22 protein-coding genes are annotated in these 23,328 nt (G+C 70.6%); 15 read left to right on the top strand and 7 right to left on the bottom strand.

The window, feature by feature from the left end:
- Positions 1 to 7: 7 nt before the first annotated feature.
- Together J5Y09_RS04065 and J5Y09_RS04060 are read right to left on the bottom strand one after the other, a co-directional pair.
- Positions 8 to 832 (bottom strand): transporter substrate-binding domain-containing protein, encoded by an 825-nt coding sequence (locus J5Y09_RS04065; protein ID WP_209350452.1) that lies wholly within the window; start codon positions 830 to 832, stop codon positions 8 to 10.
- 30 nt (positions 833 to 862) lie between these two features.
- A complete protein-coding gene (locus tag J5Y09_RS04060) occupies positions 863 to 1,603 on the bottom strand; it encodes an amino acid ABC transporter ATP-binding protein (protein ID WP_209350451.1) in 741 nt (246 codons plus the stop codon).
- Positions 1,604 to 1,712: 109 nt separating this feature from the next.
- Between J5Y09_RS04060 and J5Y09_RS04055 the strand changes: the two genes are divergently transcribed.
- From J5Y09_RS04055 to J5Y09_RS04040, 4 genes are read left to right on the top strand one after another with little or no spacing between them, the layout of a single operon-like run.
- Complete coding sequence (locus J5Y09_RS04055; protein WP_209350450.1) at positions 1,713 to 1,985, top strand: (2Fe-2S)-binding protein; 273 nt, start codon at positions 1,713 to 1,715, stop codon at positions 1,983 to 1,985.
- Positions 1,982 to 3,406, top strand: coding sequence for an FAD/NAD(P)-dependent oxidoreductase (locus tag J5Y09_RS04050; RefSeq protein ID WP_209350449.1), 1,425 nt, complete (start codon positions 1,982 to 1,984; stop codon positions 3,404 to 3,406). Before J5Y09_RS04055 ends, J5Y09_RS04050 begins: the two co-directional genes overlap by 4 nt.
- Positions 3,403 to 4,515: an NAD(P)/FAD-dependent oxidoreductase gene (locus tag J5Y09_RS04045; protein ID WP_209350448.1), complete on the top strand. Its 1,113-nt coding sequence runs from the start codon at positions 3,403 to 3,405 to the stop codon at positions 4,513 to 4,515. The genes J5Y09_RS04050 and J5Y09_RS04045 overlap by 4 nt, the downstream gene beginning before the upstream one ends.
- Positions 4,512 to 5,435, top strand: coding sequence for a dihydrodipicolinate synthase family protein (locus tag J5Y09_RS04040; protein WP_209350447.1), 924 nt, complete (start codon positions 4,512 to 4,514; stop codon positions 5,433 to 5,435). Before J5Y09_RS04045 ends, J5Y09_RS04040 begins: the two co-directional genes overlap by 4 nt.
- Here J5Y09_RS04040 and J5Y09_RS04035 read toward each other — a convergent pair.
- From J5Y09_RS04035 to J5Y09_RS04020, 4 genes are all read right to left on the bottom strand, one after another.
- The gene (locus J5Y09_RS04035; RefSeq protein WP_209350446.1) at positions 5,416 to 6,126 is read right to left on the bottom strand and encodes an amino acid ABC transporter permease; all 711 of its coding nucleotides are present in this window, start codon (positions 6,124 to 6,126) and stop codon (positions 5,416 to 5,418) included. The two genes, J5Y09_RS04040 and J5Y09_RS04035, sit on opposite strands and share 20 nt — an antisense overlap.
- Positions 6,127 to 6,129: 3 nt before the next feature.
- Positions 6,130 to 6,798, bottom strand: a complete 669-nt coding sequence (locus J5Y09_RS04030; RefSeq protein WP_209350445.1) for an amino acid ABC transporter permease — start codon at positions 6,796 to 6,798, stop codon at positions 6,130 to 6,132.
- A gap of 1 nt (position 6,799) precedes the next feature.
- Complete coding sequence (locus J5Y09_RS04025; RefSeq protein ID WP_209350444.1) at positions 6,800 to 7,621, bottom strand: transporter substrate-binding domain-containing protein; 822 nt, start codon at positions 7,619 to 7,621, stop codon at positions 6,800 to 6,802.
- A gap of 82 nt (positions 7,622 to 7,703) precedes the next feature.
- A complete protein-coding gene (locus J5Y09_RS04020) occupies positions 7,704 to 8,468 on the bottom strand; it encodes a class II aldolase/adducin family protein (protein WP_209350443.1) in 765 nt (254 codons plus the stop codon).
- A 118-nt stretch (positions 8,469 to 8,586) separates the two neighbouring features.
- Between J5Y09_RS04020 and J5Y09_RS04015 the strand changes: the two genes are divergently transcribed.
- The 7 genes from J5Y09_RS04015 (at position 8,587) to J5Y09_RS03985 (ending at position 17,242) form a co-directional block, all read left to right on the top strand.
- Positions 8,587 to 10,776, top strand: a complete 2,190-nt coding sequence (locus J5Y09_RS04015) for a N,N-dimethylformamidase beta subunit family domain-containing protein (protein ID WP_209350442.1) — start codon at positions 8,587 to 8,589, stop codon at positions 10,774 to 10,776.
- 80 nt (positions 10,777 to 10,856) lie between these two features.
- A complete protein-coding gene (locus tag J5Y09_RS04010; RefSeq protein WP_209350441.1) occupies positions 10,857 to 12,422 on the top strand; it encodes an ABC transporter substrate-binding protein in 1,566 nt (521 codons plus the stop codon).
- 4 nt (positions 12,423 to 12,426) lie between these two features.
- Entirely contained in the window at positions 12,427 to 13,371 is a 945-nt protein-coding gene (locus J5Y09_RS04005; protein WP_209350440.1) for an ABC transporter permease, read from the top strand.
- Positions 13,364 to 14,248, top strand: a complete 885-nt coding sequence (locus tag J5Y09_RS04000) for an ABC transporter permease (protein WP_209350439.1) — start codon at positions 13,364 to 13,366, stop codon at positions 14,246 to 14,248. Before J5Y09_RS04005 ends, J5Y09_RS04000 begins: the two co-directional genes overlap by 8 nt.
- The gene (locus tag J5Y09_RS03995) at positions 14,245 to 15,222 is read left to right on the top strand and encodes an ABC transporter ATP-binding protein (protein WP_342451404.1); all 978 of its coding nucleotides are present in this window, start codon (positions 14,245 to 14,247) and stop codon (positions 15,220 to 15,222) included. The genes J5Y09_RS04000 and J5Y09_RS03995 overlap by 4 nt, the downstream gene beginning before the upstream one ends.
- Positions 15,219 to 16,211 (top strand): ABC transporter ATP-binding protein, encoded by a 993-nt coding sequence (locus tag J5Y09_RS03990; protein WP_209350438.1) that lies wholly within the window; start codon positions 15,219 to 15,221, stop codon positions 16,209 to 16,211. Before J5Y09_RS03995 ends, J5Y09_RS03990 begins: the two co-directional genes overlap by 4 nt.
- Before the next feature lie 8 nt (positions 16,212 to 16,219).
- Positions 16,220 to 17,242 carry a succinylglutamate desuccinylase/aspartoacylase family protein gene (locus J5Y09_RS03985; protein WP_209350437.1) on the top strand — a complete coding sequence of 341 codons (1,023 nt, stop codon included), beginning with the start codon at positions 16,220 to 16,222 and terminating at the stop codon, positions 17,240 to 17,242.
- 19 nt (positions 17,243 to 17,261) lie between these two features.
- On the opposite strand, the gene J5Y09_RS03980 is transcribed toward J5Y09_RS03985, so the two are convergent.
- Complete coding sequence (locus tag J5Y09_RS03980) at positions 17,262 to 17,999, bottom strand: hypothetical protein (RefSeq protein WP_209350436.1); 738 nt, start codon at positions 17,997 to 17,999, stop codon at positions 17,262 to 17,264.
- Positions 18,000 to 18,213: 214 nt separating this feature from the next.
- Here J5Y09_RS03980 and J5Y09_RS03975 point away from each other — a divergent pair, with 214 nt between their 5' ends.
- From J5Y09_RS03975 to J5Y09_RS03960, 4 genes are read left to right on the top strand one after another with little or no spacing between them, the layout of a single operon-like run.
- Complete coding sequence (locus J5Y09_RS03975; protein ID WP_209350435.1) at positions 18,214 to 19,419, top strand: MFS transporter; 1,206 nt, start codon at positions 18,214 to 18,216, stop codon at positions 19,417 to 19,419.
- Positions 19,420 to 19,476: 57 nt separating this feature from the next.
- A complete protein-coding gene (locus J5Y09_RS03970) occupies positions 19,477 to 20,358 on the top strand; it encodes a DMT family transporter (protein WP_209350434.1) in 882 nt (293 codons plus the stop codon).
- Between the two features lie 19 nt (positions 20,359 to 20,377).
- On the top strand, positions 20,378 to 20,977 hold the full coding sequence (locus tag J5Y09_RS03965) for a 2-hydroxychromene-2-carboxylate isomerase (protein WP_209350433.1): 600 nt from the start codon (positions 20,378 to 20,380) through the stop codon (positions 20,975 to 20,977).
- Between the two features lie 41 nt (positions 20,978 to 21,018).
- Entirely contained in the window at positions 21,019 to 23,325 is a 2,307-nt protein-coding gene (locus tag J5Y09_RS03960) for a xanthine dehydrogenase family protein molybdopterin-binding subunit (RefSeq protein WP_209350432.1), read from the top strand.
- Positions 23,326 to 23,328: the final 3 nt, after the last annotated feature.

Here is a 23,328-nt window from a genome sequence, read left to right as displayed (position 1 = left end):
GCGCCCTTCAGAAGAAGGGGCTCACGGGCACCTTGGTGAACATTGGCCCGTCGAACCACTTCTCCCAGGCGCGCTCGATGGTGCCGTCGGTGTGCAGCTCGTACAGCGCGACGTTGAGCCAGTTGCGCAGGGAGTGATTGTTCTTCGCGACGCCGAGGCCGGAATAGGTCACGCCGAAGGCCGGCACCGCCGTCACCTCCCACTGCACCTGGCGGAAGGGACGGAGCGCGAAGCGCACGGAGTCGATCCCGTCGAAGGACGCCTGCGCGCGCCCCTGCGCGATGGCGCGGTTGCGGTCGGGATAGTTGTCGAGCAGCAGGACCTGTGCATTCGGGATCGCGCGCTGGATGTAGGGGATGGCGGTCGTGCCGCGCACCTGGGCCAGCGTGACCTCCGGCTTGTTCAGCGCCTCGATCGAGGTGTGCCCGCGGCCCTCGATGGCGACGATGCCGTAGTTCTCGGAATGCACCGGCACCGTATAGTCGATGACCTTGGCGCGTTCGCTGGTGCGCGACATCGCGCCCATGACGAAGTCGATCCGGCCGGCGGCGACCATGGGGATGCGCTCCGGCGAGCCCACCGCCTGGAGCACGAGCCGCACGCCGAGCTTCTGCGCGATGGCCGCCGCGACCTCCGGCTCGAAGCCGTCGATCTGGTTGCGCTCGTTGAACAGCGCGCGCGGCGGCAGGGTGGGATTGACGCCGACACGGAGCTCCCCGGCGCGGAGCACGTCCTCGAGCGGCCGTGCCGAGGCCTCCTTCGGCGTGAGGAGGGTGGCGGCGGCGGCCGCTGCGGCGGCGCCTCCCGCAAACAGGGCCCGGCGGTCGGTCATGTCGCTTCTCCTTCCCAGCCTCCCGCGCCGTCAGTGGCGCAGGATCCTCGACGTGAACTCCTTCAGGCGCGGGCTCTGCGGGCGGTCGAACATCTCCGCCGGCGGCCCCGTCTCGACGACCGATCCCTGGTCGAGGAAGGCGACGCGGCTCGCGACTTCCCGGATGAAGGCCATCTCGTGGCTGACGATGAGCATCGTCATTCCGTCCCGCTGCAGCGCGCGGATGGTGTCCAGCACCTCGCCGACCAGTTCCGGGTCGAGTGCGGCGGTCACCTCGTCCAGCAACAGGATGTCGGGCTTGAGCGCGAGCGCGCGCGCGATGGCCACGCGCTGCTGCTGCCCGCCGGAAAGTTCGTCCGGATAGGCGTCGACCTTTTCGGCAAGCCCGACGCGGGCGAGCAGGTCGCGGGCTTCGCGCTCCACCTCCGCCCGGTTCCGCTTCTTCACCAGCGTCGGCGCGATGGCGACGTTGCGCAGCGCCGTCATGTTCTGGAACAGGTTGTATTGCTGGAAGACGATGGCGAAGCGGTCGCGCGCGGCGCGCAGGCTGCCGCGGCTGCCGTAGTCCACCTTGGCGCCATCGACCGTGACGGTCCCCGCGCGCGGCTTCAGCAGGCCGACCAGCGTGCGCAGGATGGTGGACTTGCCCGATCCCGAGGGGCCGATCAGGCCGATCACCTCGCCGCGTTCCACGTCCAGGGATACGTCGCGCAGCACGTCGGCCTTGCCGCCGTAGGAAACCGTCAATCCCTGGATGGACAGGAAAGCCAAGCGCGGTGCCCCGGTTCTTGTGTGCGCCGCGCATGGTCGTGGCCGGATGCCGCCCGCGTCAAGCCCGCGCGGGAGTTGCAGCGCGCGTGGCCGCCTTTATCCTCTGCGCATGGACCTCCGCATCGCCGGGATCGCGCGCCCGCCCCCCGTGACCATCGCGGCCTTCGGGCGCGACATCCAGGCGCATCCGGGGGAGAGCGTCGCCGCGGCCCTGATCGCCGCGGGGCAGTGGCGCTTCGGCGAAGGCGAGGATCCCGCGCGGCCGCGCACCGCCTTCTGCATGATGGGCGTCTGCCAGCAATGCCTGCTGCGCGTGGACGGACGCCTCGTGCAGGCCTGCCTGACGCCGATCGTCGCCGGCCAGGTGGTGACGCCGGCATGATGTTCGACCTGGCCGTGCTGGGCGGCGGGCCCGCCGGCATGGCCGCGGCGACGGAAGCGGCGTCGCGCGGCGCGCGCACCGTATTGCTCGAGGAATCGCCGCTGCCGGGCGGGCAGGTCTACTGCGCGCCGCCGCAGGGCTTCGTCGCGAAGCCCGACCGCGACCGTCGCGACGGCGATGCGCTGCGCGCCGCCTTGGCGGCAAGCGGGGCCGAACTCCGCACCGGCTGCCGCGTCTGGGGGCTCGGCGGCGGCCCGCTGGTGCCGGCGGGCGCGGATGCGCTGCCCTTCACCCTCTCGGCCCTCGGCGCGGACGGCGTGCCGTTCGAGGTATCGGCGCGGGCGCTCATCCTGTGCTGCGGCACGCATGAGCGGATCATTCCCTTTCCCGGCTGGACGCTGCCGGGCGTGATCGGCCTTGCCGCCGCGACCATCCTGTTGAAGGCGCAGGGCATGCTGCCGGGGCGGCGCGTCGTCGTCGCGGGGGCGGGCCCCTTGCTCTACGCCGTGGCGGCGAAGGTTCTGGCCGGTGGCGCCGCCGTTGCCGCCGTGGCGGATGTCGCGACGCGCGGCGAATGGCTGCGCGCGCTGCCGGCGCTCGCCGCGCGGCCGGATCTGCTCGCGCAGGGCGCGGCCTGGCGGGCGCGGCTGCTGGCCGCCGGCGTGCCCGTGCTGTCCGGCGCGAGGGTCGTCGCCGCGGAAGGCGACGATGTCCTGTCGCGCGTGCGGATATTGGCGCGGGGTGTGGAACGCGTCGTGGAGGCTGATGCGCTCTGCGTCGGCCACGGCCTTGTCCCCGCCACCGAGGCGACGCGCCTGTTCCGCGCCCGCCACCTGCACCGGCCCGAGGATGGCGGCTGGGTGCCGATGCTCGACGAGGGGCAGAGGACGAGCGTGCGCTTCCTCTATGCCGCGGGCGATGGCGCCGGCGTACGCGGCGCCGCTGCCGCGCCGGCCTCTGGGCGCATCGCGGCGCTCGCGGCGCTGGCCGACCTCGGCATCGGCGAGGGCCACGAGGCACGGCGTGCGGAGCAGGCGGCCGCCTTGGCCCGCGCCACGCGCGCCGGCGCCGCCATGGCGCGGATGATGGCGCTGCGCCCGGAGATGGTCGCTGCCGTGCCCCGGGAGGCCATCGTCTGCCGCTGCGAAGGCGTGACGCGCGCGGCCATCGAGCAGGCGGCGGCCGATGGCGCGGCGACGCTGAACCAGCTCAAGCACCATACGCGCTGTGGCATGGGCCCGTGTCAGGGGCGCATGTGCGGGGAGGCGGCGGCCGCGCTGCTCGCCGATGCGCGCGGCGTGCCTGTCGCCGAGGTCGGCTTCGCGACCGGGCGCATGCCGCTGCGACCCGTGCCGATGGACGCGATCCTCGGACGCTTCGACTATGCGGATATTCCCGTGCCCGCGCCCGCGCCGATATGACCGCACCCTTCGACTGCGCCGTCATCGGCGCCGGGGTGATGGGCTGCTCGACCGCGCTGTTCCTCGCGCGCGGCGGCATGCGTGTCGTGCTGATCGACCGCGGGGACATCTGCCGGGAGGCCTCCGGCGTGAATGCCGGCACGCTGACCATGCAGATGACGCGCGCGGCGCTGATCCCCTACGCGCTGCGTGCGCATGAGATGTGGCTCACCATGCCCGAATGGTGCGCCGGCGGCAGCGTGCTAGCGACCGCCTGCCCGGGGCTCTCCGTCGCCTTCACCGATGGCGAGGTGGCGATGCTGGAGGAGCGCGCGCGCATCCGCCGCGCGGCCGGGGCGCCCATCGAACTGATCGACGGCCGTGCGGCCCAGGCGATCGAGCCGGGTCTCGCGGATGGCGTGAAGCTCGCCGGGCATTGCCCGATCGACGGCTTCGCTTCGGCCTACCTGACCGGCCGCGCTTTCCGGCAGGGTCTGCTCGATGCTGGCGTCACGCTGATGGAGCGCACGCCGGTGCGGGGCGTGGATGGGCGCTTCAAACTCGACACGGAGGCGGGGCCGGTCGAGGCGCGGCGCATCGTGCTGGCGGGCGGCGTCTGGCTCGAGGACATGGCCGCGTGGCTCGGCGTTACGCTGCCGATCAAGGTGCTCATCAACCAGCTTGTCGTCACGGAACGGCTCAAGCCGCTCATGCGGACCGTGCTTGGCGTCGCCTCCGGGCTGCTGAGCCTGAAGCAATATGCGAACGGCACGGTGCTGATCGGCGGCGGCTGGCAGGGCATCGGCGACCGGGCGCGCGGCGGCGTTGCGGTGCGGCCGGAGAACTTCCTCGGCAATGTGCGGCTCGCCGCCCACACGGTGCCGGCGCTGCGCGAGGCGCGGCTCGTGCGGTCCTGGCTGGGGCTCGAGGCCGAGACGGCGGATGCGCTGCCCGCCATCGGGCCCATCCCCGGCATCGAGGATGCCTGGATCATCGGCAGCGTCCATTCCGGCTACACGAGCGGCCCCTTCATGGGGCGGATCCTGGCGCAGGCGGTGCTCGGCCAGGCGCCGGACCTGCCGCTGTTTCACATCGACCGCCTGCTGCATGAACGGAGCAACGCCGCATGAGCGAGACCCGCTTCCACGGCATCTACCCATCCACCGTGCTGCCGATGCGCGCGGATTTCGCGCCGGACTGGGACGCCTATGCCGCGCATACCGCGCATTGCGTGCTGCGTCCCGGCATCCGCGGCGTTCTGATCAACGGCCATGCGGGGGAGAACTACGTCATCAGCCGCGCCGAGAAGCGCCGCGCCGTCGAGGTGACGCGGGCGACGCTCGACGCATCGCGGCTGATCGTCGCCGGGGTCAACGCGGAATCCAGCCTGGAGGCGGCCGAGGAAGCGCGGGAGGCGCGCGCGGCCGGCGCCGACGCGGTCATGGTCTTCCTGCCGAATGCCTTCGCCCTGGCGCACACCACGGCGATGGCGGTGCTGCACCATCGCACCATCGCGGCCGCCGTGCCCGGGATGCCGATGTTCCTCTTCCAGGCGCATCACGCCGCCGGGCGCATGGGCTTCACGGCGGAGACGATGGCCGCGCTGCTCGAAATCCCGGAGGTCGCCGGCATCAAGGAGGGTGGCTGGGAGGTCGATGGCTACGACGCGCTGCGCCGGCAGGTGAAGGCGCTGCGCCCCGATGTCGCGGTCTGCGCGAGCGGGGACGAGCACCTGCTCGCCTGCATGGTCCATGGCAGCGACGGCAGCCTGGTCTCGCTTGCGGATATCCTGCCCGATGAGATCGTCGCGCTGGACGCCGCGGTGCGCGGGAACGACCTTCCCGCGGCCCGCGCGCTGCACGAGAGGCTGGAGCCGCTGGCCGAGGCGATCTACGGCGCGCCGCCGGGCGGGCGGGCGACGGCGCGGCTGAAATGGTGCCTGCGCGAGATGGGGATCATCCCCGACGCGACCGTGCGCCCGCCGCAGCCGCCGGTGGACGAAGCGGATGCGGCGGCGCTGCGGGCAGCGCTCAGGGCGTCGGGATTGTGATCGTCGGCCGGCTCGTCAGCCGCCGTTCCGCCGCGCGGGCGAAGGACGCGAGCGCCCAGGAGACGCAGAAATAGAGCAGCAGCGCCGTGCCATAGGTGATCATGGCGCTGAAGCCGCGCTGGGTGAGCATCTTCGCCGCGAAGGTGATCTCGATGAAGCCGATCTGCGAGACGAGCGACGTCTCCTTCACCATGCTCAGCACATGCACGATCGAGGGCGGCAGGATCACGCGCCAGGATTGCGGCAGCACGACCCGGCGCAGCGCGGTCAGGGCCGGGATGTTCATGGTCAGCGCCGCTTCCCATTGCTGGGGGCGGACGCTCTCGTAGCCGGCGCGGATGTTCTCGGCGGCGAGCGCGCTCATGCGGATCGCGACGGCGGTGATGGCGGTCGCCCAGAGCGGCGCCTCGAGCCGCAGCGCCTGTCCGAGGAAGAAGACCAGCAGCAGCAGCACGAGGAAGGGGATGCGCCGGAAGGCCTCCACCCATAGGATCGCGAGCGTGCGTACCGCCGCGACCGGCATGACCTGCGGCAGGCGCAGCGTCGCCAGCACGAAGCCGAGCGCGTAGCCGATGGCGCAGCCGGCCACCGAGGCGATGAGCGTGTTCAGCACCGCCTGGCCGAGGAACAGCATGTTCCACCAGGTGAAGAAGCGCGGCGCCTCGCTCGCCAGGATCTGCCAGGCCGACATCGGCTAGAACACCCTGGCCTTCACGCGGAACAGCCAGCGCCCGACCAGCCAGAGCAGCAGCGAGGCGATGATCGTCAGCAGGATGTAGATGCCGGCCGCGATCGAGAAGATCTCGACGGAGCGGAAGGAGATGGCGTTGGCGTTCAGCGCGCGGCCGGTGAGTTCCTCCACCCCGAAGATCGCGGCCATCGAGGTGCCGAGCGTCATGATGATGTAGTGGTTGGACAGCGCCGGATACAGCGCGCGCATCACATGCGGCGCGATCACGTACCAGACCGTGTGCAGGCGCGAGAAGCCGAGCGTTTCCGCCGCGTCGAGTTCCGCCTGCGGCACGGATTCGAATCCCGCGCGCTCGATCTCGGTCAGGTAAGCGCCGGCGTTCAGCGTCATGCCGATCAGCACGGCCGCGATCGGGGAGAGGATCACGCCGAATTCCGGCAGGGCGAAGAACAGGAAGAAGATCTGCACCAGCTGCGGCGTGTAGGTGAAGAAGCGCACATAGACCAGCACAGGAAGCCGCGCCCAGCGCGGCCCCTGCGTCATCACCGCCGCGCCGGCCAGGCCGATCAGCAGCCCGCCGGCGAAGGCGACGGCCGCGATCCAGAGCGCCATCGCGGCGCCCGCCAGGAAGTCGGGCAGGTAGTGCAGGACCTGCCCGTACTGCAGCGTCATGTCAGAACATCGGGTTGAAGGGGATGCGCGTCGTCATCGGCACGCCGAACCACTTCTCCCAGGTCTGGTTCACGAAGTTGGAGCGGTGCAACTCGAACAGCACGACGTTCAGCGCATCGCGGAGCGAATGATTGCCCTTCTGCACGCCGATGCCGACCCAAAAGCTCGCCAGCACCTCGTCCAGGATCTTCCACGGCACGCCCTGGAAGTTGCGCATCGGGATGACGACCGATTCCGCGACATCCACCATCGCGTCGGCGCGGCCTTGCGCCAGGGCGCGGAAGCAGTCGGGATAGTTGTCGAGCAGCGTGACCTGCGCCTGCGCCGCGTTCGCCTGAATCCAGGGCACGCCGACGGTGCCGCGGACCTGCACCATGCGCACTTGGCGGTTGTTCAGGTCCGCGGGCGCGTTGATCGGCACGGCGGTGCCGTTCGCCTTGGTGAGCACGACCATCGACTGGGTGTGCAGCGGCTGGGTGTAGTCGATGACCAGCGCGCGCTCGATTGTCCGCGTTATGGCGCCTAGCACGATGTCGATGCGCCCGGACTGCAGGAAGGGGATGCGGTCCGGGCTGCCGACCTGCACGATCTCCAGCTCGATGTTCATCCGCCGCGCGATCTCCCGCGCGACGTCGGCGTCGAAGCCGTCGATCTGGTTGCGCTCGTTGAAGGTGCCGAAGGGCGGCAGCGTCGGGTTGATGCCGGCGCGCAGGCGACGGGTCGACAGCACCTGGTCGAGCGGACGGGCCGCCGCGGGCAGGGCGGCGGTCGCGGCGAGCGCCGCCGGCAGGGCCAGGAGGGTACGGCGGTTCGTGGGGCGCATGTTCGTCTCCGTTCGTCGGTGCCTCGGCGCCGAGGCTATGGGCGCCCCCGCGCCCCGGCAAGGTGCTTCCGCCACATCGCCGTCAGGTGGCGTAGTCGGGTTCCTCGCGGTCCAGCACGCGGCGCCAGGCATCGAGGTGCAGCCGCGCATCGAGCTTCTCGCCCCAGGCGCCGCTGTGATGGCGCCGCAGGCCCTCGGGCAGGCGGTGCAGCGGCAGGCCGGTCTGCATCGCGGTCATTTGGTACATGGTGGTGCGCTCGGCCATGTAGGTCTCGTCGAAGGCGTCGTGCACCGTGGGGCCGACCACCGTCACGCCATGGCCGCGCATGACCATGATCGTCTTGTCGCCCATCAGGCGGGCGATGCGGTCGCCTTCCTCGTTCGTGTGGACCGGCTGGTCGCCTTCCCCGTCGTAGACGGCGCGGTCGTTGAGCAGCAGGTTGTTGTGGTGGGACAGTGCGAATTCCGCCCCCTCGACCATCGACAGCGCCGTCAGCCATCGCGGGTGGACATGGACGACGCAGGCCGCCTTCGCGTTCGCCATGTGGATGCGGCAATGGATGTGGAAGGCGACCTTGCGCAGTTCGCCCTTGCCGCGCAGCACGCGCCCGTCGAGGTCGCAGACGATGAGGTCGGACGCACGCAGTTCCTGGAACAGGTAGCCGCGTGGGTTGATCAGGAAGCGCGGCTCCGCCTCATCCGGCAGCATCAGGGAATTGTGGTTGCCGATATGCTCGTTCCAGCCGAGCCGTGCGCCGATGCGGAACACCGCCGCCATGTCGCGGCGCAGTTCCCATTCGCGCTCCTCCGCGCGGCTGCTCGTCAGGCTCTGGATCACCTGTGCCATGGGCGTTCTCCTTCTGCCGGGGCAAGGCTGGCATGGCCGCCGCCGCGCCGCCACCCGGACGATTGACGGCGCGGAAGGCCGGGTCGAGCATTCCCGTCATGCGAGAGGGCTTGCGGGCATGAGCGACAAGGTGCTGCCGATCACAGGTTATCTCGACCGGTTCTCCCACCGACCGGGCGAGAGGTTCGAGGCGCGCGTCAGCCTGCGGGAGCCCGGACCGGCGCGCGCCCGGCTTGTCCGCGTGATCTCCGGCGATCCGAACCCCGAAGGTCCCGGGCTGCGCTTCGAGGACCTGTCGCAACGCTTCGACCACGTCTTCGAGGGGCGCTCCCAGCCGATCCGCCGCGGCTCGCACGCGCTCATCGCGCGTCCGCCGCGGCGTGGCGCCGGGCCCTGCACCTGGACCGCGCTGTTGCGCGTCGTTGCACCGCCGCGCGCGCCCGCGGCGCTGATCAGCGAGGAACAGCCGGGCCTTGCCGTGACGATCCTGGTCGGCGCCGAGGGTGCGAGCGCCGAGATCGCCTTCGGCGGAGAGGTGCACCGCATTGCCACCGGCGCACGCTGGCCGCTGCGGCGCTGGATGCGCGTCTGGCTGAGCGCGGACCCAGCCTCGGGGCGCATCGTCCTTGGCCAGCAGGCGATCGACGGCACCCGTCCCACGGTGGCGACGGCGACGGTGCCGGGCCTGGTCCTGCCCGATGGCGGCGGGCGGCTGCTGGTCGCGGCGCGCGATGCGGCCGCGCCGCGCGACCACGTGACGGGCAAGGTCGAGGATCCCGCCATCCTGGCGGGCTTCCAGGAGGCATGGCCGCAGCCCGATGCGCAGCTTTCGCCGGCGACGCCCGGGCTGCTCGCCGGCTGGGACTTCTCCCGCGACATCCCGACGCAGCGCGTGCTCGACATCGGGCCCCAGTCCTGCGACGGCGTGCTGGTCAACGTGCCGACGCGCGCCATGGTGGGCGCGCGCTGGTCGGGGGCGGAGATGTGCTGGCGCCACGCGCCGCGGGACTACGGCGCCATCCAGTTCAACGCCGACGATCTCGGTGATTGCGGCTGGGGGACGGACTTCACTTTCACGGTGCCCCAGGACCTGCGCAGCGGCGCCTATGCCTTCCACATCACCTGCGCGGGCGGCGAGGACTGGCTGCCCTTCTATGTGCTGCCGCCGCGCGGGACCTCGACCGCGCCCGTCGCCTTCCTGGCTTCGACCTTCACCTACCAGGCCTATGCGAACCATGCGCGCGGCAATGCCGACGCGGCCTACAAGGCGCGCGTCGCGGCCTGGGGCGCCTATCCGCACAATCCGGACGACTATCCGATCTACGGCCGGTCTACCTACAACCGGCACCCGGACAACAGCGGCATCGCCTTCTCCTCCCGCCTCCGGCCGATCCTGACGATGCGGCCGGGATTCCTGACCTTCAACGACCAGCGCGGATCCGGCCTGCGACACTATCCCGCCGACACGCACATCCTCGCCTGGCTGGAAGCCCGGGGCATCGCCTTCGACGTCATCACCGACGAGGATGTGCACGAGGAAGGCGAGGCGCTGCTCGCGAACTACCGCGTCGTGATGACCGGATCCCATCCGGAATACCACACGCGCGCGACGCTCGACGCGCTCGCCTCCTATACGCGCGAGCGCGGGCGTATGATGTATCTCGGCGGCAATGGGTTCTACTGGCGCATCGCGGTGACGCAGACGCTGCCCGGCATTCTGGAACTGCGCCGCGCCGAGGGCGGCATCCGCGCCTGGGCGGCCGAGCCGGGCGAATACTACCACCAGACGGATGGCGCCTATGGCGGGCTGTGGCGACGCAACGGGCGGCCGCCGCAGATGCTGGCCGGGGTCGGCTTCTCGGGGCAGGGGCTGTTCGAGGGGACGCATTACCGCCTGCTGCCTGCCGCCCGCGACCCCCGCCACGCCTGGATCTTCGAGGGCGTCGAGGGCGAGACCTTCGGCGGCTACGGCCTGTCCGGCGGCGGCGCGGCAGGGTTCGAACTGGACCGCGCCGATGTCGCGCTCGGCACGCCCGAGGACACGGCGATCCTCGCGCGCTCCGAGGATCCGCCGGCCTCCTTCGTCACCGTGCCGGAGGAGCTGCTCTCCCACGTCAACACCGTCACCGGCGAGAAGGCGGATGCGCTGAAGCGCGCCGAGATCGTCATCTTCGAGACGCCCGGCGGCGGTGCCGTCTTCGCCACGGGGTCGATCACCTGGTGCGGCAGCCTCTGGCAGGCTGGCGCCTTCCAGGGGCCGGTCAGCCGCATCATGGAGAACGTGCTCCGCCGCTTCGCCGGCGCCTGACGCGGAGTGTTGACGGACCGCCCGCCGCGGCGGACAGTTTCATCACGACTGAGGCCACGCATCCCCGGGGGAACGAGCCCATGAAGCGAGCAAGCCTTGCGTCCACTCTCGCCATGGCGGCTTTCGCGCTGCCGGCGGCGGCCGCGCCCTTCACCTGCCCATCGCGCGGCGGCGACATTGTCTTCGGGCAGGAAGCCAATGTGAATTCGCTGGACCAGCACACCTCCAGCACCATCTCGACCCGCAACATCGCGATGAACATGTATGAGTCGCTGATGACGCGGGACGAGAACAACCGTCCCATCCTCGAACTCGCCGAGAGCATGACGGAAGCCCCGGACGGGCTGACCTACACCTTCCGCCTGCGCCGCGGCATCACCTTCCACAACGGCAAGCCGATGACCTCGGCCGACGTCGCGGCTTCCTTCAACCGCTACAACCGTGTCGGGTTGCAGCGCAGCACGCTCGACAACGTCGCGGGCTGGGACACACCGGACCCGCACACCTTCATCATCCGCATGAAGCAGGTGCAGCCGACCTTCATCGAGGCGCTGTCTTCCTTCTCCGTGCCGATCGTCGTCATCCCGTCCGAGCACGAGAATGACGAGCGGCAGCAGCTGCGCGCGGTCGGCACGGGGCCGTTCCGCCTGCTGGAATTCGTCCCCGGCAGCCATGCGCGTCTCGGCCGCTTCGACGGCTACCAGCCGAACACTGCCTTCGAGCAGCGGACTGGCTTCGGCGGCTACCGCGTCGCCTGCGTCGACACCGTCACCTTCCGCATCGTGACGGAAGCCTCCGCGCGCGTGGCCGGCCTCGAGACCGGGGCCTTGCAGGCGGTGGAGGACGTGCCGACGCGTTCGCTCGAGACGCTGCGCCGCAACCAGGCCATCACCATCCTGCCGCTGCAGAACTGGTGGATCCAGATCGCGCTGCCGAACACCTCCATCCCGCCCACGAACAACCTTGCCTTCCGGCGCGCCGTGCAGGCCGCGCTCGGGATGGAGGACATCATGGATGCGGCGACGGACGGCAACTACCGCCTGAATGTCGGCTTCCAGTATCCGAACCAGCCCAGCTACACGGATGCGGGGCGCGAGACCTACAACATCAACGACCCCGCGCGCGCCCGCGCGCTGCTGCGCGAGAGCGGCTATCGCAACGAGCCGATCGTCATCCTGACCAACCGCGACTATCCGCCGATGTACAACGCGGCGCTGGTGATGCAGCAGCAGCTGCGCGCCGTCGGCATCAACGCCAACCTGCGCGTGGTCGATTGGCCGACATCCGTGCAGATGTCCCAGCGCGTGAACAGCGACGAGTGGCACATCTTCCATTCCGGCTGGGGGACGCAGCCGGCGCTCGGCGCGCTCGCCACCATGCAGTTCCTCGTCAGCCCGAACGCCGCCTATCGGCCGCGGGACGACAGGGACGATCCGGACGTGATGGCCGCCTGGAATCGCATGAACAACGAGCGCCGTGCGGAAGACCGGCAGGCAGCCTTCGCGGCCATGCAGCGCCTGGTGCTGGAACGGGCCTATGCCTACCCCTTCGGGTCGCTGACCAAGGTGCAGGCGGTGCGATCCAACGTGCAGGGCTTCGTGCCGTTCCGGATCCCGCGCTTCTCCAACGTCTGGGTCCAGCGATAACATCATGGCCGGGGTCGCCTTCCGCCGCCTGCTCAGCGCGATCCCGGTCCTCCTGATCGTCAGCCTGATCTCCTTCGGGCTGATGCGACTGATCCCCGGCGACCCGGCCGCGGCCATCGCCGGTATTGCCGCGACGCCCGCGCAGATCGAGCAGCTGCGCCGCGACCTCGGCCTCGACCAGCCGGTATGGATGCAGCTGCTGCACTACTACGAAGGGCTGCTCCGCGGGGATCTCGGCCGGTCGCTGCTGTTGGGCAAGGGCGTCTTCGCCGCGACGATGGAAAGGCTGCCGGTCACGATCGGCCTTTCGCTCTACGCTCTCGTCTTCACGCTGCTGATCGGCATCGCGAGCGGCATCATCGCGGCGCTCCGCCAGAATTCCTGGATCGACCAGGCGGCGATGATGTTCGCCATGATCGGCATCAGCGTGCCGAACTTCTTCCTCGGCCTGCTGATGATCATCCTGTTTGCCGTGCATCTCGGCTGGCTGCCCTCGGGCGGCTACGTGCCCTTCGGCGACGATCCCTTCGGCTGGCTTGCCAGCATGACGATGCCGGCTTTCTCGCTCGCCCTGCTGCAGGCGGGGCTGCTCGCGCGCATCACGCGTTCCTCGATGCTCGAGGTGCTGCGCCAGGACTACATCCGCACGGCACGCGCCAAGGGCCTGCCGGGGCATCGGGTCATCCTCAAGCATGCGCTGGCGAATGCGCTGATCCCGATCGTGACCGTGGTCGGCATCATCGTCTCCCTGCTGCTGTCCGGCGCGGTGGTGACGGAAGCGCTCTTCTCCATCCCCGGCATGGGCCAGTTGCTGACCCAGGCGGTGCTGAACCGGGACTATCCGATGGTGCAGGGGGGCCTGCTGCTGGTGACGACCTTCCTTGTGCTGGTGAACATCACGGTCGACGTGCTCTACGCCGTGCTCGACCCGCGGGTGCGCTATGAGTGAGGCGCTGGACGCCGAGGGCATCGCGCTCAAGCGCGAACACCCCGCGCGCGCGACGCTGCGGCGGCTGTTCCGCCATCGCCTGTTCGTGACAGGGCTTTTCCTCTTCGCCATCGTCGCCGGCATCGGCATCGCCGCGCCCTGGATCACGAACGTCGATCCGCAGCGCCTGTCCATGCGCAATAAGTTCCTCCCGCCCGGGGAGGCCTGGGTCTTCGGCACGGACAATTTCGGCCGTTCGCTCTGGGCGCGCGTGGTCTGGGGGGCGCAGCTGTCCATGATCATCGGCGCGTCCGTCGTCGCGCTGAACGCGGTGTTCGGCACGCTGATCGGCGCGGCGGCGGGCTATTTCCGCAAGCTCGACAACGCACTGATGCGCGTGAACGACGCGCTGATGGCCTTCCCCGCCATCCTGCTCGCCATCGCGGTGACCTCGGTGCTCGGGCCTTCCACGCTGAACGTCATCCTCGCGCTGTCCATCGTCTACATCCCGCGCACGGCGCGGATCGTGCGCTCCTCGGTCATCGTGCTGCGGGAGATGGAATACGTGCAGGCCGCGGTCGCCGCCGGCGCCGGCCATTGGCGGATCCTGCGCCACCACATCCTGCCCAACGCCATGGCGCCGATGATCGTGCAGCTGTCCTTCCTGTTCGCCTACGCGGTGCTCAGCGAGGCGACGCTGTCCTTCCTCGGCGTCGGCGCCGTGCCGCCCACGCCCACCTGGGGCAACATCATGGCCGAGGGCCGCGACTTCATGCGGGAGGCGCCCTGGATCATCACCATCCCCGGCGTCGCGCTGATGATCACCGTCATGGGCCTCAACCTGCTGGGCGACGGGCTGCGCGACGTGCTCGATCCGCGGCTCAGGATCCAGCAGTGAAGCTGCTGGAGGTCCGCGGCCTGACCACCGCCTTCATGACCGGGCGGGGCGAGGTGAACGCGATCGAGGAGGTCTCCTTCTCCCTCGAGGAAGGCCAGATCCTCGGCATCGTCGGCGAATCCGGTTCGGGCAAGTCGGTCACGGCGCTGACCGTGATGGGCCTGCTGCCACGCCCCCCGGCACGCATCGCGGCGGGGGAGGTGCTGTTCGGCGGCCGCGACCTGACCCGCCTGTCCGAACGTGAGATGCAGACCGTGCGCGGCCCCGGGATCTCGATGATCTTCCAGGAGCCGATGACCTCACTGAACCCGGTCTTCTCCATCGGCGACCAGATCATGGAGACGATCGCGGCGCATGAGCGCCTGCCGCAGGCCGAACTGCGGCGCCGCGCGATCGCAATGCTCGACAAGGTCGGCATCCCGTCCGCCGCGCGGCGGCTGGACGACTACCCGCACCAGATGTCCGGCGGGCAGCGCCAGCGCGTGATGATCGCCATGGCGCTCGCCTGCAATCCCAAGCTGCTGATCGCGGACGAGCCGACGACGGCTCTCGACGTGACCATCCAGGCGCAGATCCTCGACCTGCTGATGGACCTGCGCGACGAATTCGGCATGGGCATCGTCATCATCACCCACAACATGGGCGTGATCGCCGAGACGGCGGACCGCGTGATGGTGATGTATGCCGGCCGGGTGATCGAGGAAGCGCCGGTCGCGACCATCTTCGACCGCCCGCTGCACCCTTACACGCGCGGCTTGCTCGAATGCGTGCCCTCGCTCACCGAGGACCGGGCGCGGCTCGTCGCCATTCCCGGCACGCTTCCCGAACCGGCGCGGCGCCCGTCCGGCTGCCGCTTCGCGCCACGCTGCCTGCACGCCGAACCCGCCTGCGGCACGGCGATCCCGCTGCTGGAGACACTCGAACCCGGCCATAGCGCGGCCTGCTTCCGCGCGCGGGAACTCGCCCCGCCATGACCGCCCCGCTGGTCAGCGCGACGGGCCTGACGAAGGTCTTCGAGGTCGGTGGCAGCGGCTTCTTCGGCCTGCGCAAGCCGGGCTTGCTACGTGCGGTCGACGAGGTCTCGCTCTCGATCAATGCCGGGGAGACGCTCGGCCTCGTCGGGGAATCCGGCTGCGGCAAATCCACCCTTGGCCGCCTGCTTCTGCGCCTTATCGAGCCGACCGCGGGGCGCATCGCCTTCGACGGCAGCGACATCACGGGTCTCGGGCGCTCGGCCATGCGTGCCGTGCGGCGGTCGATGCAGATCGTCTTCCAGGATCCCTACGGCGCCTTGAACCCGCGCATGTCGGTCGAGGACATCATCTCCGAGCCCCTGCTGATCCACGGTGCCAGGCCGGGCGCGGAGACGCGCCGGAAGGTGACGGAAATGCTCGGCAAGGTGGGCTTGCCGGCGCGCGCGCTCGACCGCTTCCCGCATGAATTCTCGGGCGGCCAGCGCCAGCGCATCGGCATCGCCCGCGCGCTGGTGCTCCATCCGCGCCTGATCGTCTGCGACGAGGCGGTCTCCGCGCTCGACGTCTCCGTCCAGGCGCAGATCGTGAACCTGCTGCAGGATTTGCAGCGGGAGATGGGGCTGACCTACCTGTTCATCGCGCACGACCTGTCCGTGGTGCGCCACATCTCGGACCGCGTGGCGGTGATGTATCTCGGCAAGGTGGTCGAGGTCGCGGACAAGCGCACCATCTACAGCGCGCCGCTGCACCCCTATACCCGCGCGCTGATCGCCGCGGTGCCGGCGCAGCACCCGGCGCAACGGTCCCGCGGCCGGCGCGAGCGGATCGCGGGCGACATCCCTTCCGCGCTGAACCCGCCATCCGGCTGCCGCTTCCACACGCGCTGCCCGCACGTCATGCCGGTCTGCCGCGAACGCGCACCGGCCCTGACCGACCCCGCGCCCGGCCACCAGGTGGCCTGCCACCTGATCGAGGCGCCGCAAGCCTGAGGATCGCCATGCCAGAACCCCGCAAATCCCGCCTGGTGCCCGAGGTCGATTTCGACCGGGACGGCAAGCAGACCGGCTTCATCCGCCTGTTCCATTCGACGCATGACAGCGCCTACGGCTTCCTGCCGATCCCGATCGTCGTCGTGAAGAATGGGGAGGGGCCGACCGCCTTCTTCAGTTCCGGCAACCATGGCGACGAGTACGAGGGCCAGGTCGCGCTGACGAACCTGATCAAGTGGCTCGAGCCGGGCATGATCAAGGGCCGCGTCATCATGCTGCCGATGGCGAATTATCCCGCCGCCCTCATTGGCCGCCGCGTCTCGCCGATCGACGACCTCAACATGAACCGGATCTTCCCGGGCGACCCGGACGGCACCGTCACGCGACAGATCGCGCACTACATCGACAGCGAACTCATCACCCGCGCCGACCTCGTCATCGACCTGCATTCGGGCGGGTCCTCGCTCAACTACATCCCGACCGCGCTCGCCAAGCAGTCGGCGGACCCGGCGCTCTATGCGAAGCAACTCGCCGCGCTGCGGGCCTTCGGCGCGCCCTACACCTACATCCAGGGCGGCGCGCAGGGGCAGGGGGGCGACCAGACCTTGGGCAGCGGCGCGGATCGCCGCGGGCGCATCTCGCTCGGGACGGAACTCGGCGGCGCCGGGGCGGTGAATGCCTCCGGCCTCGCGATCGCCGAGCGCGGCCTGCGCAACCTCCTCGTCCATCTCGGCATCCTGGGGCGGGAGCATTGGGTGGAGCCGCCCGTCGCGACCCGCTTCCTCGATGTGCGCGGGCCCGAGATGTACGTCTACGCGCCGGAGAACGGCGTCTTCGAACCGCTGGTCGAACTCGGCGACGAGGTCGTGCCCGGCACGCCGGCGGCGCGCATCCACATGCCGGAGACGCCCTGGCTGCCGCCGGTGGAAATCGCGTTCAAGGCGGCCGGCATCGTGATGTGCAAGCGCATCCCCGCGCGCACGAAGCGCGGCGACTGCCTGTTCCATCTGGCGAGCGACCTCCCGGTCTGACGCCGGACGCGGGCGAGGCTCAGCGGGAGCGGACGCCCCAGTCGATCCGCTCGCCGGGCGCCACGGGTTCCCCGTTCAGCGCCCGGACGACCGCGCCGATCGTGTCCGCCGCCTTGTTTTCCGGGGCGGGCTTCGTCATCTGCGTGCGCCCCATCATGACTTCGGCGGCCTTGGCTGCCATGTCCGCGTCCTTGCCGAAGGCCACCGCGGCGACGGCGACATCCTCGGCCAGGGTGGCGACCGACCGGGCGACCTCCAGCATCATGTCGCGGCGCGCGCCGGGACGCGCCTTGGCGATCGAGACCGCCTTGGCCGAGGCATCCTCGGCCCGCTCCGCCAGCGCCAGGAGTTCCGCCTTTCGCGTATCGCTCGCCTGCTGGGTTGCGGGGATTTCCGCGAGCGTGACCGCCAGCGGGCGCAGCCGGGCACGGACGGTGGCGACATCGAGCGAGTCCACGTCGCGCGCCAGCGTGTCGATCGTCGTCACATGCTGCAGCAGCGCCTTCGCCACGGCCTTGCCGGTCAGGGCATCCTGCGCCGCGAGATCGACGGCGCGCCGCAGATCCGCCGAGAATTCCTCGAGTTCGCCGATGAAGTCGGCCTCCGCCGCCCCGCCACCCGCCCCATAGGCAAGGCGGCGCGCGCTGGCCGCGATCTCCTCCGCCCGGACGGCCAGGCCGCAGACCGCGACGGCGGCCTGCTGCTGCTGCGCAAGCCGGCGCGCGAGCGCATCGAGTGCCGCGCTGACCTCGCTCAACAGTTTCCTGCCGCCCGAATTCGGAGTCATGGCCGGCGGGTCAGCGTTCCAAGGCTCCGTACGAAGTCGCTTACGGTGTTCATTCTCTGCCCATACGCGAAGAAGGGTTAAACTGGCGTGACGGGCAGGGACCCAGCATCCCGCATTCCGCGGGTTGTCTTGCCGCCACCCTCCCGCCCATCCTCCGCTCGAAGCAAGGACGCCATCCCCCGACATGCAGGCAGGACCGACACGCCAGGCATGGCTCATCGTGGCCGGCGGCTTTCTCGCCTTCACCGTCAGCGCCAGCCTGATGCACGCCTATGCGGTGTTCCTCCTGGCCTTCGTCGAGGATTTCGCCTGGTCGAGGGCGGAGGCGAGCCTCGCCTATTCGGTCGGCCAGGTGGTGGGCGGCATCGCCTCCCCACTCGTCGGCGGCCTGGTGGACCGGATCGGGGAGCGGCGGATGGTGCTCCTCGGCGGGGTCCTCCTCGCCCTTGGCCTGCTCGGCAGTTCCCAGGCGGATGCGCTGTGGCAGGTGGTGCTGCTCTACGGCGTGGTGATGACGCTGGGCGCGTCCTGCATCGGCCTGGTCGTCTTCGTGCCGCTGGTCTCCCGCCTGTTCGTGGCGCAGCGGGGCATGGCGATATCCTTGCTGCAATCGGCCAACGGCTTCGGACGGGCCATCTCGGCGCCGCTGGCGCAATGGCTGGTGGATGCCTCCGGCTGGCGCAACGCCTACCTGCTGCAGGCCGGGCTGATGGGGCTGCTGGTGCTGCCGCTGGCCGCGATGTTCCGCGGCACGGACCGGATCGCTCGGGCGACGGCGGGCGGCGGGACGCTGGACGGGGTGGACTGGACCCTCGGCCAGGCCATGCGCACCCGGCATTTCTGGCTGCTGTTCCTGGTCTACATGCTGACCAGCATCGGCAGCTTCCTCGTCTCCCTCCACCAGCTCGCCTTCGCGGTGGGGCAGGGGTTCGAACCGCTCTACGCGGCCTTCGTCCTGGGCATGGGCAGCCTTCTCGCCTTGCCCGGCGTGATCCTGACGGGGACCATCTCCGACCATATCGGCCGGGAGCGCGCGGCGATCCTCGCCTATGCCATCTCCATCGTCGGCGTCGCGGCCGCGCTCGGCATCGGATCGGGCGACCAGCACCTCCTGCTCTGGCTGCATGCCTGCTTCTTTGGAATCACATGGGGGGCGCGCGGGCCGGCGATCACGGCGAAGACCGCGGACCTGTTCGGCGGCCCGAGGCTCGGGACGATCCTCGGCGTCATCACCGTCGGATCGGGGCTCGGGGCGGGGCTCGGCTCCTGGGGGGCGGGCTTGCTCTTCGACCTTACCGGCACCTACCGGCCGGCCTTCATCCTCTCCATCCTGGCCTATGCCGCGGGGGCCCTGGCCTTCTGGGCGCTGCGGCGGCCGGTCGCGCGTTGACCCGGCCCCCCGGGCGGGACAGGCTGCTCGGGTGAAACGCCGGACCCTACGAACAGCATGAGCGAGTCCAGCCAGGACGCGCGCCGCCGCCTCTGGCTCGGCATCTTCTTCATGTGCGTGGCGACGACGCTGTTCCCGATCATGAACGGGATCGTGCAGGTCCTCTCGCGAACCTACCCTTCGGAACAGATCATCTGGGCGCGCACCGCGGGGCACCTCGCCATCGTGCTGCTGCTCGTCGTGCCGAGATACGGCATCGGCATCCTGGGCACGCGGCGGCGCTTCGCGCAGGTGTCGCGCTCGCTGCTGCTGCTCGGCTCGACCACCCTGTTCTTCTTCGCGGTGAAGGACGTGCCGCTCGCCAAGGCGGCCTCGATCTCCTTCATGACGCCCTTCTTCGTCACGCTGCTCGCGCTGCCGATGCTGGGCGAGAAGATCGACCCGCGCCGGCTCGCGGCCGTCATCGTCGGCTTCCTCGGCGTGCTGGTCGTGATCCGCCCGGGCAGCGAGGTATTCCAGCCGGCCGCCCTGCTGATCGTCGGCTCGGCCTTCTGCTACGCGGTCTACCAGATCTTCACGCGGCAGGTCGCCGGCATCGACCGGCCCGAGACCTCGGTGATGTATTCCGCGCTGATCGGCACCGTCGTCATGTCCTTCGTCGTGCCCTTCGCCTGGGTGACGCCGAATTCCATCGTCGACGTGCTGCTGATGCTGGCACTCGGCTGCCTCGGCGCCGGGGGGCATTGGTGCGTGGCGAAGGCCATGACCTACGGGCAGGCCAACGTCATCTCCCCCTTCCAGTACTGGCAGATGATCGGGTCCGTCGCCGTGGGCTACATCATCACGGGGCTGTTCCCGGATGCCTTCACCTGGCTCGGCGCCGGCATCATCATCGCCGCCGGGATCACGATCGCGGTGACGGAATCCCGTCGCCGCTGACCCCGCCATGGAGACCGCCATGCATATCGACTACTTCGCTTCGCTGAATTCCCCCTGGACGCATCTTGGCGCGGCGCGGATCGAGGCGATGGCCGCGCGGCACGGCGCGACGCTGCGCATCTTCCCGGTCGATTTCGGCACCATCTTCGCCAATTCCGGCGGCCTGCCGCTGCCCAAGCGATCGCCCCAGCGGCAGGCCTATCGCCTGCAGGAACTGGCGCGCTGGCGGGAGCAGCTCGGCATTCCCATCACCATCCAGCCGCGGCACTTCCCGCACAACGAGCTGCCCGGCTGCGCCGCCGTGATCGCGGTGCGGGAGACGATCGGCGACGCGCCGGCGATCCGCCTCGCCCACCGCATCCTCAAGGCGCTGTGGGAGGAGGAGGCGAACCCCGCCGACCCCGCCACCCTCGCGGCGCTGATCGCCGAATGCGGGCTCGACGCCGGCCAGGTCGCCTCGCTCGCCGCCGATCCGCGCTGGCTCGAACGCCGCATGGCGGATACCGAGGCGGCGCTCGCCCGCGGCGTCTTCGGCGCGCCCTCCTACGTGATCGGGGAGGACATCTTCTGGGGCCAGGACCGGCTCGACTTCGTGGAACGGCGACTGGCGCGGGGCTGACCGGCCGGCGCATCATGCGCCGGGCAGTTCGGGACATGGGCATGGACGGTACGATCAGCGGCACCTCCCTTCGTCGCATCGAGGATGCGCGCTTCCTGACGGGGCGCGGCCGCTACGTGGCCGACCTGCCGGCGCCCGGCGCGCTGCACGCGGTGGCGGTGCGATCCCCCCATGCGCATGCGGACCTCCGACGGATCGATACCGCCGCTGCCCGAGCCATGCCGGGGGTCCGCCTGGTCCTGACGGCGGCGGACCTCGCCGCGGAGGGCGTCGGCCCGCTGCCCTGCACGAGCGTGCTCGCCGCCGTGAAGCCGCTGGTGGTGCCGCGTCGCCCCGTGCTCGCCACGGATCGCGTGCGCCATGTCGGCCAGCCCGTCGCCTTCGTGGTGGCGGAAAGCGAGATGGCCGCGCGCGACGCGGCCGAGGCGATCGAGGTCGAGTACGAGGCGCTGCCCGCCATCGTCGATGCCGCCGCCGCGCTGGCGGAGGGCGCCCCCGCCATCTGGCCCGAGGCACCCGGCAACGAGGCCTTCCGCTTCGAGAAGGGCGACCGGGCCGCGACCGATGCCGCCTTCGCCGGCGCCGCGCGCATCGTCTCGCTCGAACTGTTCAACAACCGCGTGCACGCGCTGCCGCTCGAACCCCGCGCCTGCCTCGCGCGCTTCGCGGACGGGCGCTTCGACCTGGTCTTCACCGGGATGGGCGTGCATGGCGTGCGCCGCCAGCTCGCGACGGTGCTGGGCCTGCCGGAAGCGGACTTCCATCTCTCATGCCCCGATGTCGGCGGCGGCTTCGGGCTGAAGAACCTGCTGTTCCCGGAATATGTCGCGGCGCTGGTCGCGGCGCGACGGCTCGGCGCGCCGGTGCGCTGGGTGGCCGAGCCGGGGGAGGAATTCTCCGGCGCGGTGCATGGGCGGGACCTGCGCGCGCGCGCGAGGCTCGCGCTCGACGCGCAGGGGCGCTTCCTCGGCCTGGATGTCGAGACGGTCGCCGACATGGGCGCCTATCTGTCGGCCGTCGGGCCGCACTGCCCGACCAACGCCTTCTCGACCGCCATGGGCGGCGTCTACGCCATTCCCGCGATGCACCTGGTGGTGCGCGGCGCCTTCACCACCACGCCGCCGATCGACGCCTATCGCGGCGCCGGCAAGCCCGAGGCGAACTACATCATCGAGCGCCTGGTCGATGCCGCCGCGCGCGAGACCGGCGCCGACCCCGCCGCGCTGCGCGCGCTGAACATGATGCCCGACGCGGCGCGCGTGACGGCGATGGGCATGAAGGTGGATGGCGGGCGCTTCGCGGCGAATCTCGACGTGCTGGCGCAGGCCTCAGACGCGGTGGGCTTCCCGGCGCGGCGCGCGGCGGCGGCGGCGCGCGGGGGGCTGCTCGGCCGCGGGATCGCCTGCTTCCTCGAGACCGCGCGCGGCGCGCCGGGCGAATGGGCGAGCGCGGAGATCCTGCCCGATGGCAGCGCGGTGGTCGCGACCGGAACGCATTCGAACGGGCAGGGGCATGAGACCTCCTTCCCGCAGGTCGCCGCCGACCGTCTTGGCCTGCCGATGGAGCGCATCCGCTACGCGCAGGCCGATACCGACCTGCTGCCCAACGGCAACGGCCATGGCGGCGCGCGGTCGCTGCACATGGGCGGGCAGGCGCTGGTGCTTGCCATCGACGCGCTGCTGGACAAGGCCCGGGCACTGGCCGCGCATCTGCTGCAGGCGGATCCCGCGCTGCTGGACTTCGCGGAAGGTCGCTTCGCGGTGCGCGGCAGCGATCGCTTCATCGACCTTCCCGCGCTCGCGGCCGCAGCCACCGATCCCGCCAACCTGCCGGAGGGCATGGCACCCGGCCTCGCCGCCGGCGCGCACAACGGATCGGACCTCGTCACCTTCCCCAATGGCTGCCACGCGGCCGAGGTGGAGATCGACCGGGAGACCGGCGCCGCGCGCCTCGCGCGCTACGTGGCGGTGGACGACTATGGTCGGCTGGTGAACCCGATGCTGACGCGCGGCCAGGTGCAGGGCGGCGTGGCGCAGGGCATCGGGCAGGCGCTGCTCGAGAACGTCGCCTTCGACGCGGACTCCGGCCAGCCGCTGGCCGGATCGCTGATGGACTACGCGCTGCCGCGCGCGGACGACCTGCCCGACCTCGACGTGCTGCTGGAAGGCACGCCGACGGCATCGAACGCGCTCGGCGTGAAGGGCGTCGGGCAGGCCGGCGCGATCGCCGCGCCGCAGGTGGTGATGAACGCCGTGGCCGATGCGCTGGCGCAGGCGGGCGCGCGCGCGCCGGACATGCCGGCGACGGCGGAACGGCTGTGGCGCGCCCTGCGGGACGCGCCACGCTGAGCG

Source organism: Roseomonas nitratireducens (assembly GCF_017813355.1).
Lineage (GTDB): Bacteria > Pseudomonadota > Alphaproteobacteria > Acetobacterales > Acetobacteraceae > Neoroseomonas > Neoroseomonas nitratireducens.
The sequence above is the reverse complement of the archived record's forward strand: the minus strand, read 5'-3'. Positions and strand labels throughout refer to the sequence as shown.

Coding starts and splice junctions, on each gene's coding strand:
- J5Y09_RS04065 (WP_209350452.1), bottom strand. CDS start 832: ATGACCGACCGCCGGGCCCTGTTTGCGGGAGGCGCCGCCGCAGCGGCC.
- J5Y09_RS04055 (WP_209350450.1), top strand. CDS start 1,713: ATGGACCTCCGCATCGCCGGGATCGCGCGCCCGCCCCCCGTGACCATC.
- J5Y09_RS04050 (WP_209350449.1), top strand. CDS start 1,982: ATGATGTTCGACCTGGCCGTGCTGGGCGGCGGGCCCGCCGGCATGGCC.
- J5Y09_RS04045 (WP_209350448.1), top strand. CDS start 3,403: ATGACCGCACCCTTCGACTGCGCCGTCATCGGCGCCGGGGTGATGGGC.
- J5Y09_RS04040 (WP_209350447.1), top strand. CDS start 4,512: ATGAGCGAGACCCGCTTCCACGGCATCTACCCATCCACCGTGCTGCCG.
- J5Y09_RS04035 (WP_209350446.1), bottom strand. CDS start 6,126: ATGTCGGCCTGGCAGATCCTGGCGAGCGAGGCGCCGCGCTTCTTCACC.
- J5Y09_RS04030 (WP_209350445.1), bottom strand. CDS start 6,798: ATGACGCTGCAGTACGGGCAGGTCCTGCACTACCTGCCCGACTTCCTG.
- J5Y09_RS04025 (WP_209350444.1), bottom strand. CDS start 7,621: ATGCGCCCCACGAACCGCCGTACCCTCCTGGCCCTGCCGGCGGCGCTC.
- J5Y09_RS04020 (WP_209350443.1), bottom strand. CDS start 8,468: ATGGCACAGGTGATCCAGAGCCTGACGAGCAGCCGCGCGGAGGAGCGC.
- J5Y09_RS04015 (WP_209350442.1), top strand. CDS start 8,587: ATGAGCGACAAGGTGCTGCCGATCACAGGTTATCTCGACCGGTTCTCC.
- J5Y09_RS04010 (WP_209350441.1), top strand. CDS start 10,857: ATGAAGCGAGCAAGCCTTGCGTCCACTCTCGCCATGGCGGCTTTCGCG.
- J5Y09_RS04005 (WP_209350440.1), top strand. CDS start 12,427: ATGGCCGGGGTCGCCTTCCGCCGCCTGCTCAGCGCGATCCCGGTCCTC.
- J5Y09_RS04000 (WP_209350439.1), top strand. CDS start 13,364: ATGAGTGAGGCGCTGGACGCCGAGGGCATCGCGCTCAAGCGCGAACAC.
- J5Y09_RS03990 (WP_209350438.1), top strand. CDS start 15,219: ATGACCGCCCCGCTGGTCAGCGCGACGGGCCTGACGAAGGTCTTCGAG.
- J5Y09_RS03985 (WP_209350437.1), top strand. CDS start 16,220: ATGCCAGAACCCCGCAAATCCCGCCTGGTGCCCGAGGTCGATTTCGAC.
- J5Y09_RS03975 (WP_209350435.1), top strand. CDS start 18,214: ATGCAGGCAGGACCGACACGCCAGGCATGGCTCATCGTGGCCGGCGGC.
- J5Y09_RS03970 (WP_209350434.1), top strand. CDS start 19,477: ATGAGCGAGTCCAGCCAGGACGCGCGCCGCCGCCTCTGGCTCGGCATC.
- J5Y09_RS03965 (WP_209350433.1), top strand. CDS start 20,378: ATGCATATCGACTACTTCGCTTCGCTGAATTCCCCCTGGACGCATCTT.
- J5Y09_RS03960 (WP_209350432.1), top strand. CDS start 21,019: ATGGACGGTACGATCAGCGGCACCTCCCTTCGTCGCATCGAGGATGCG.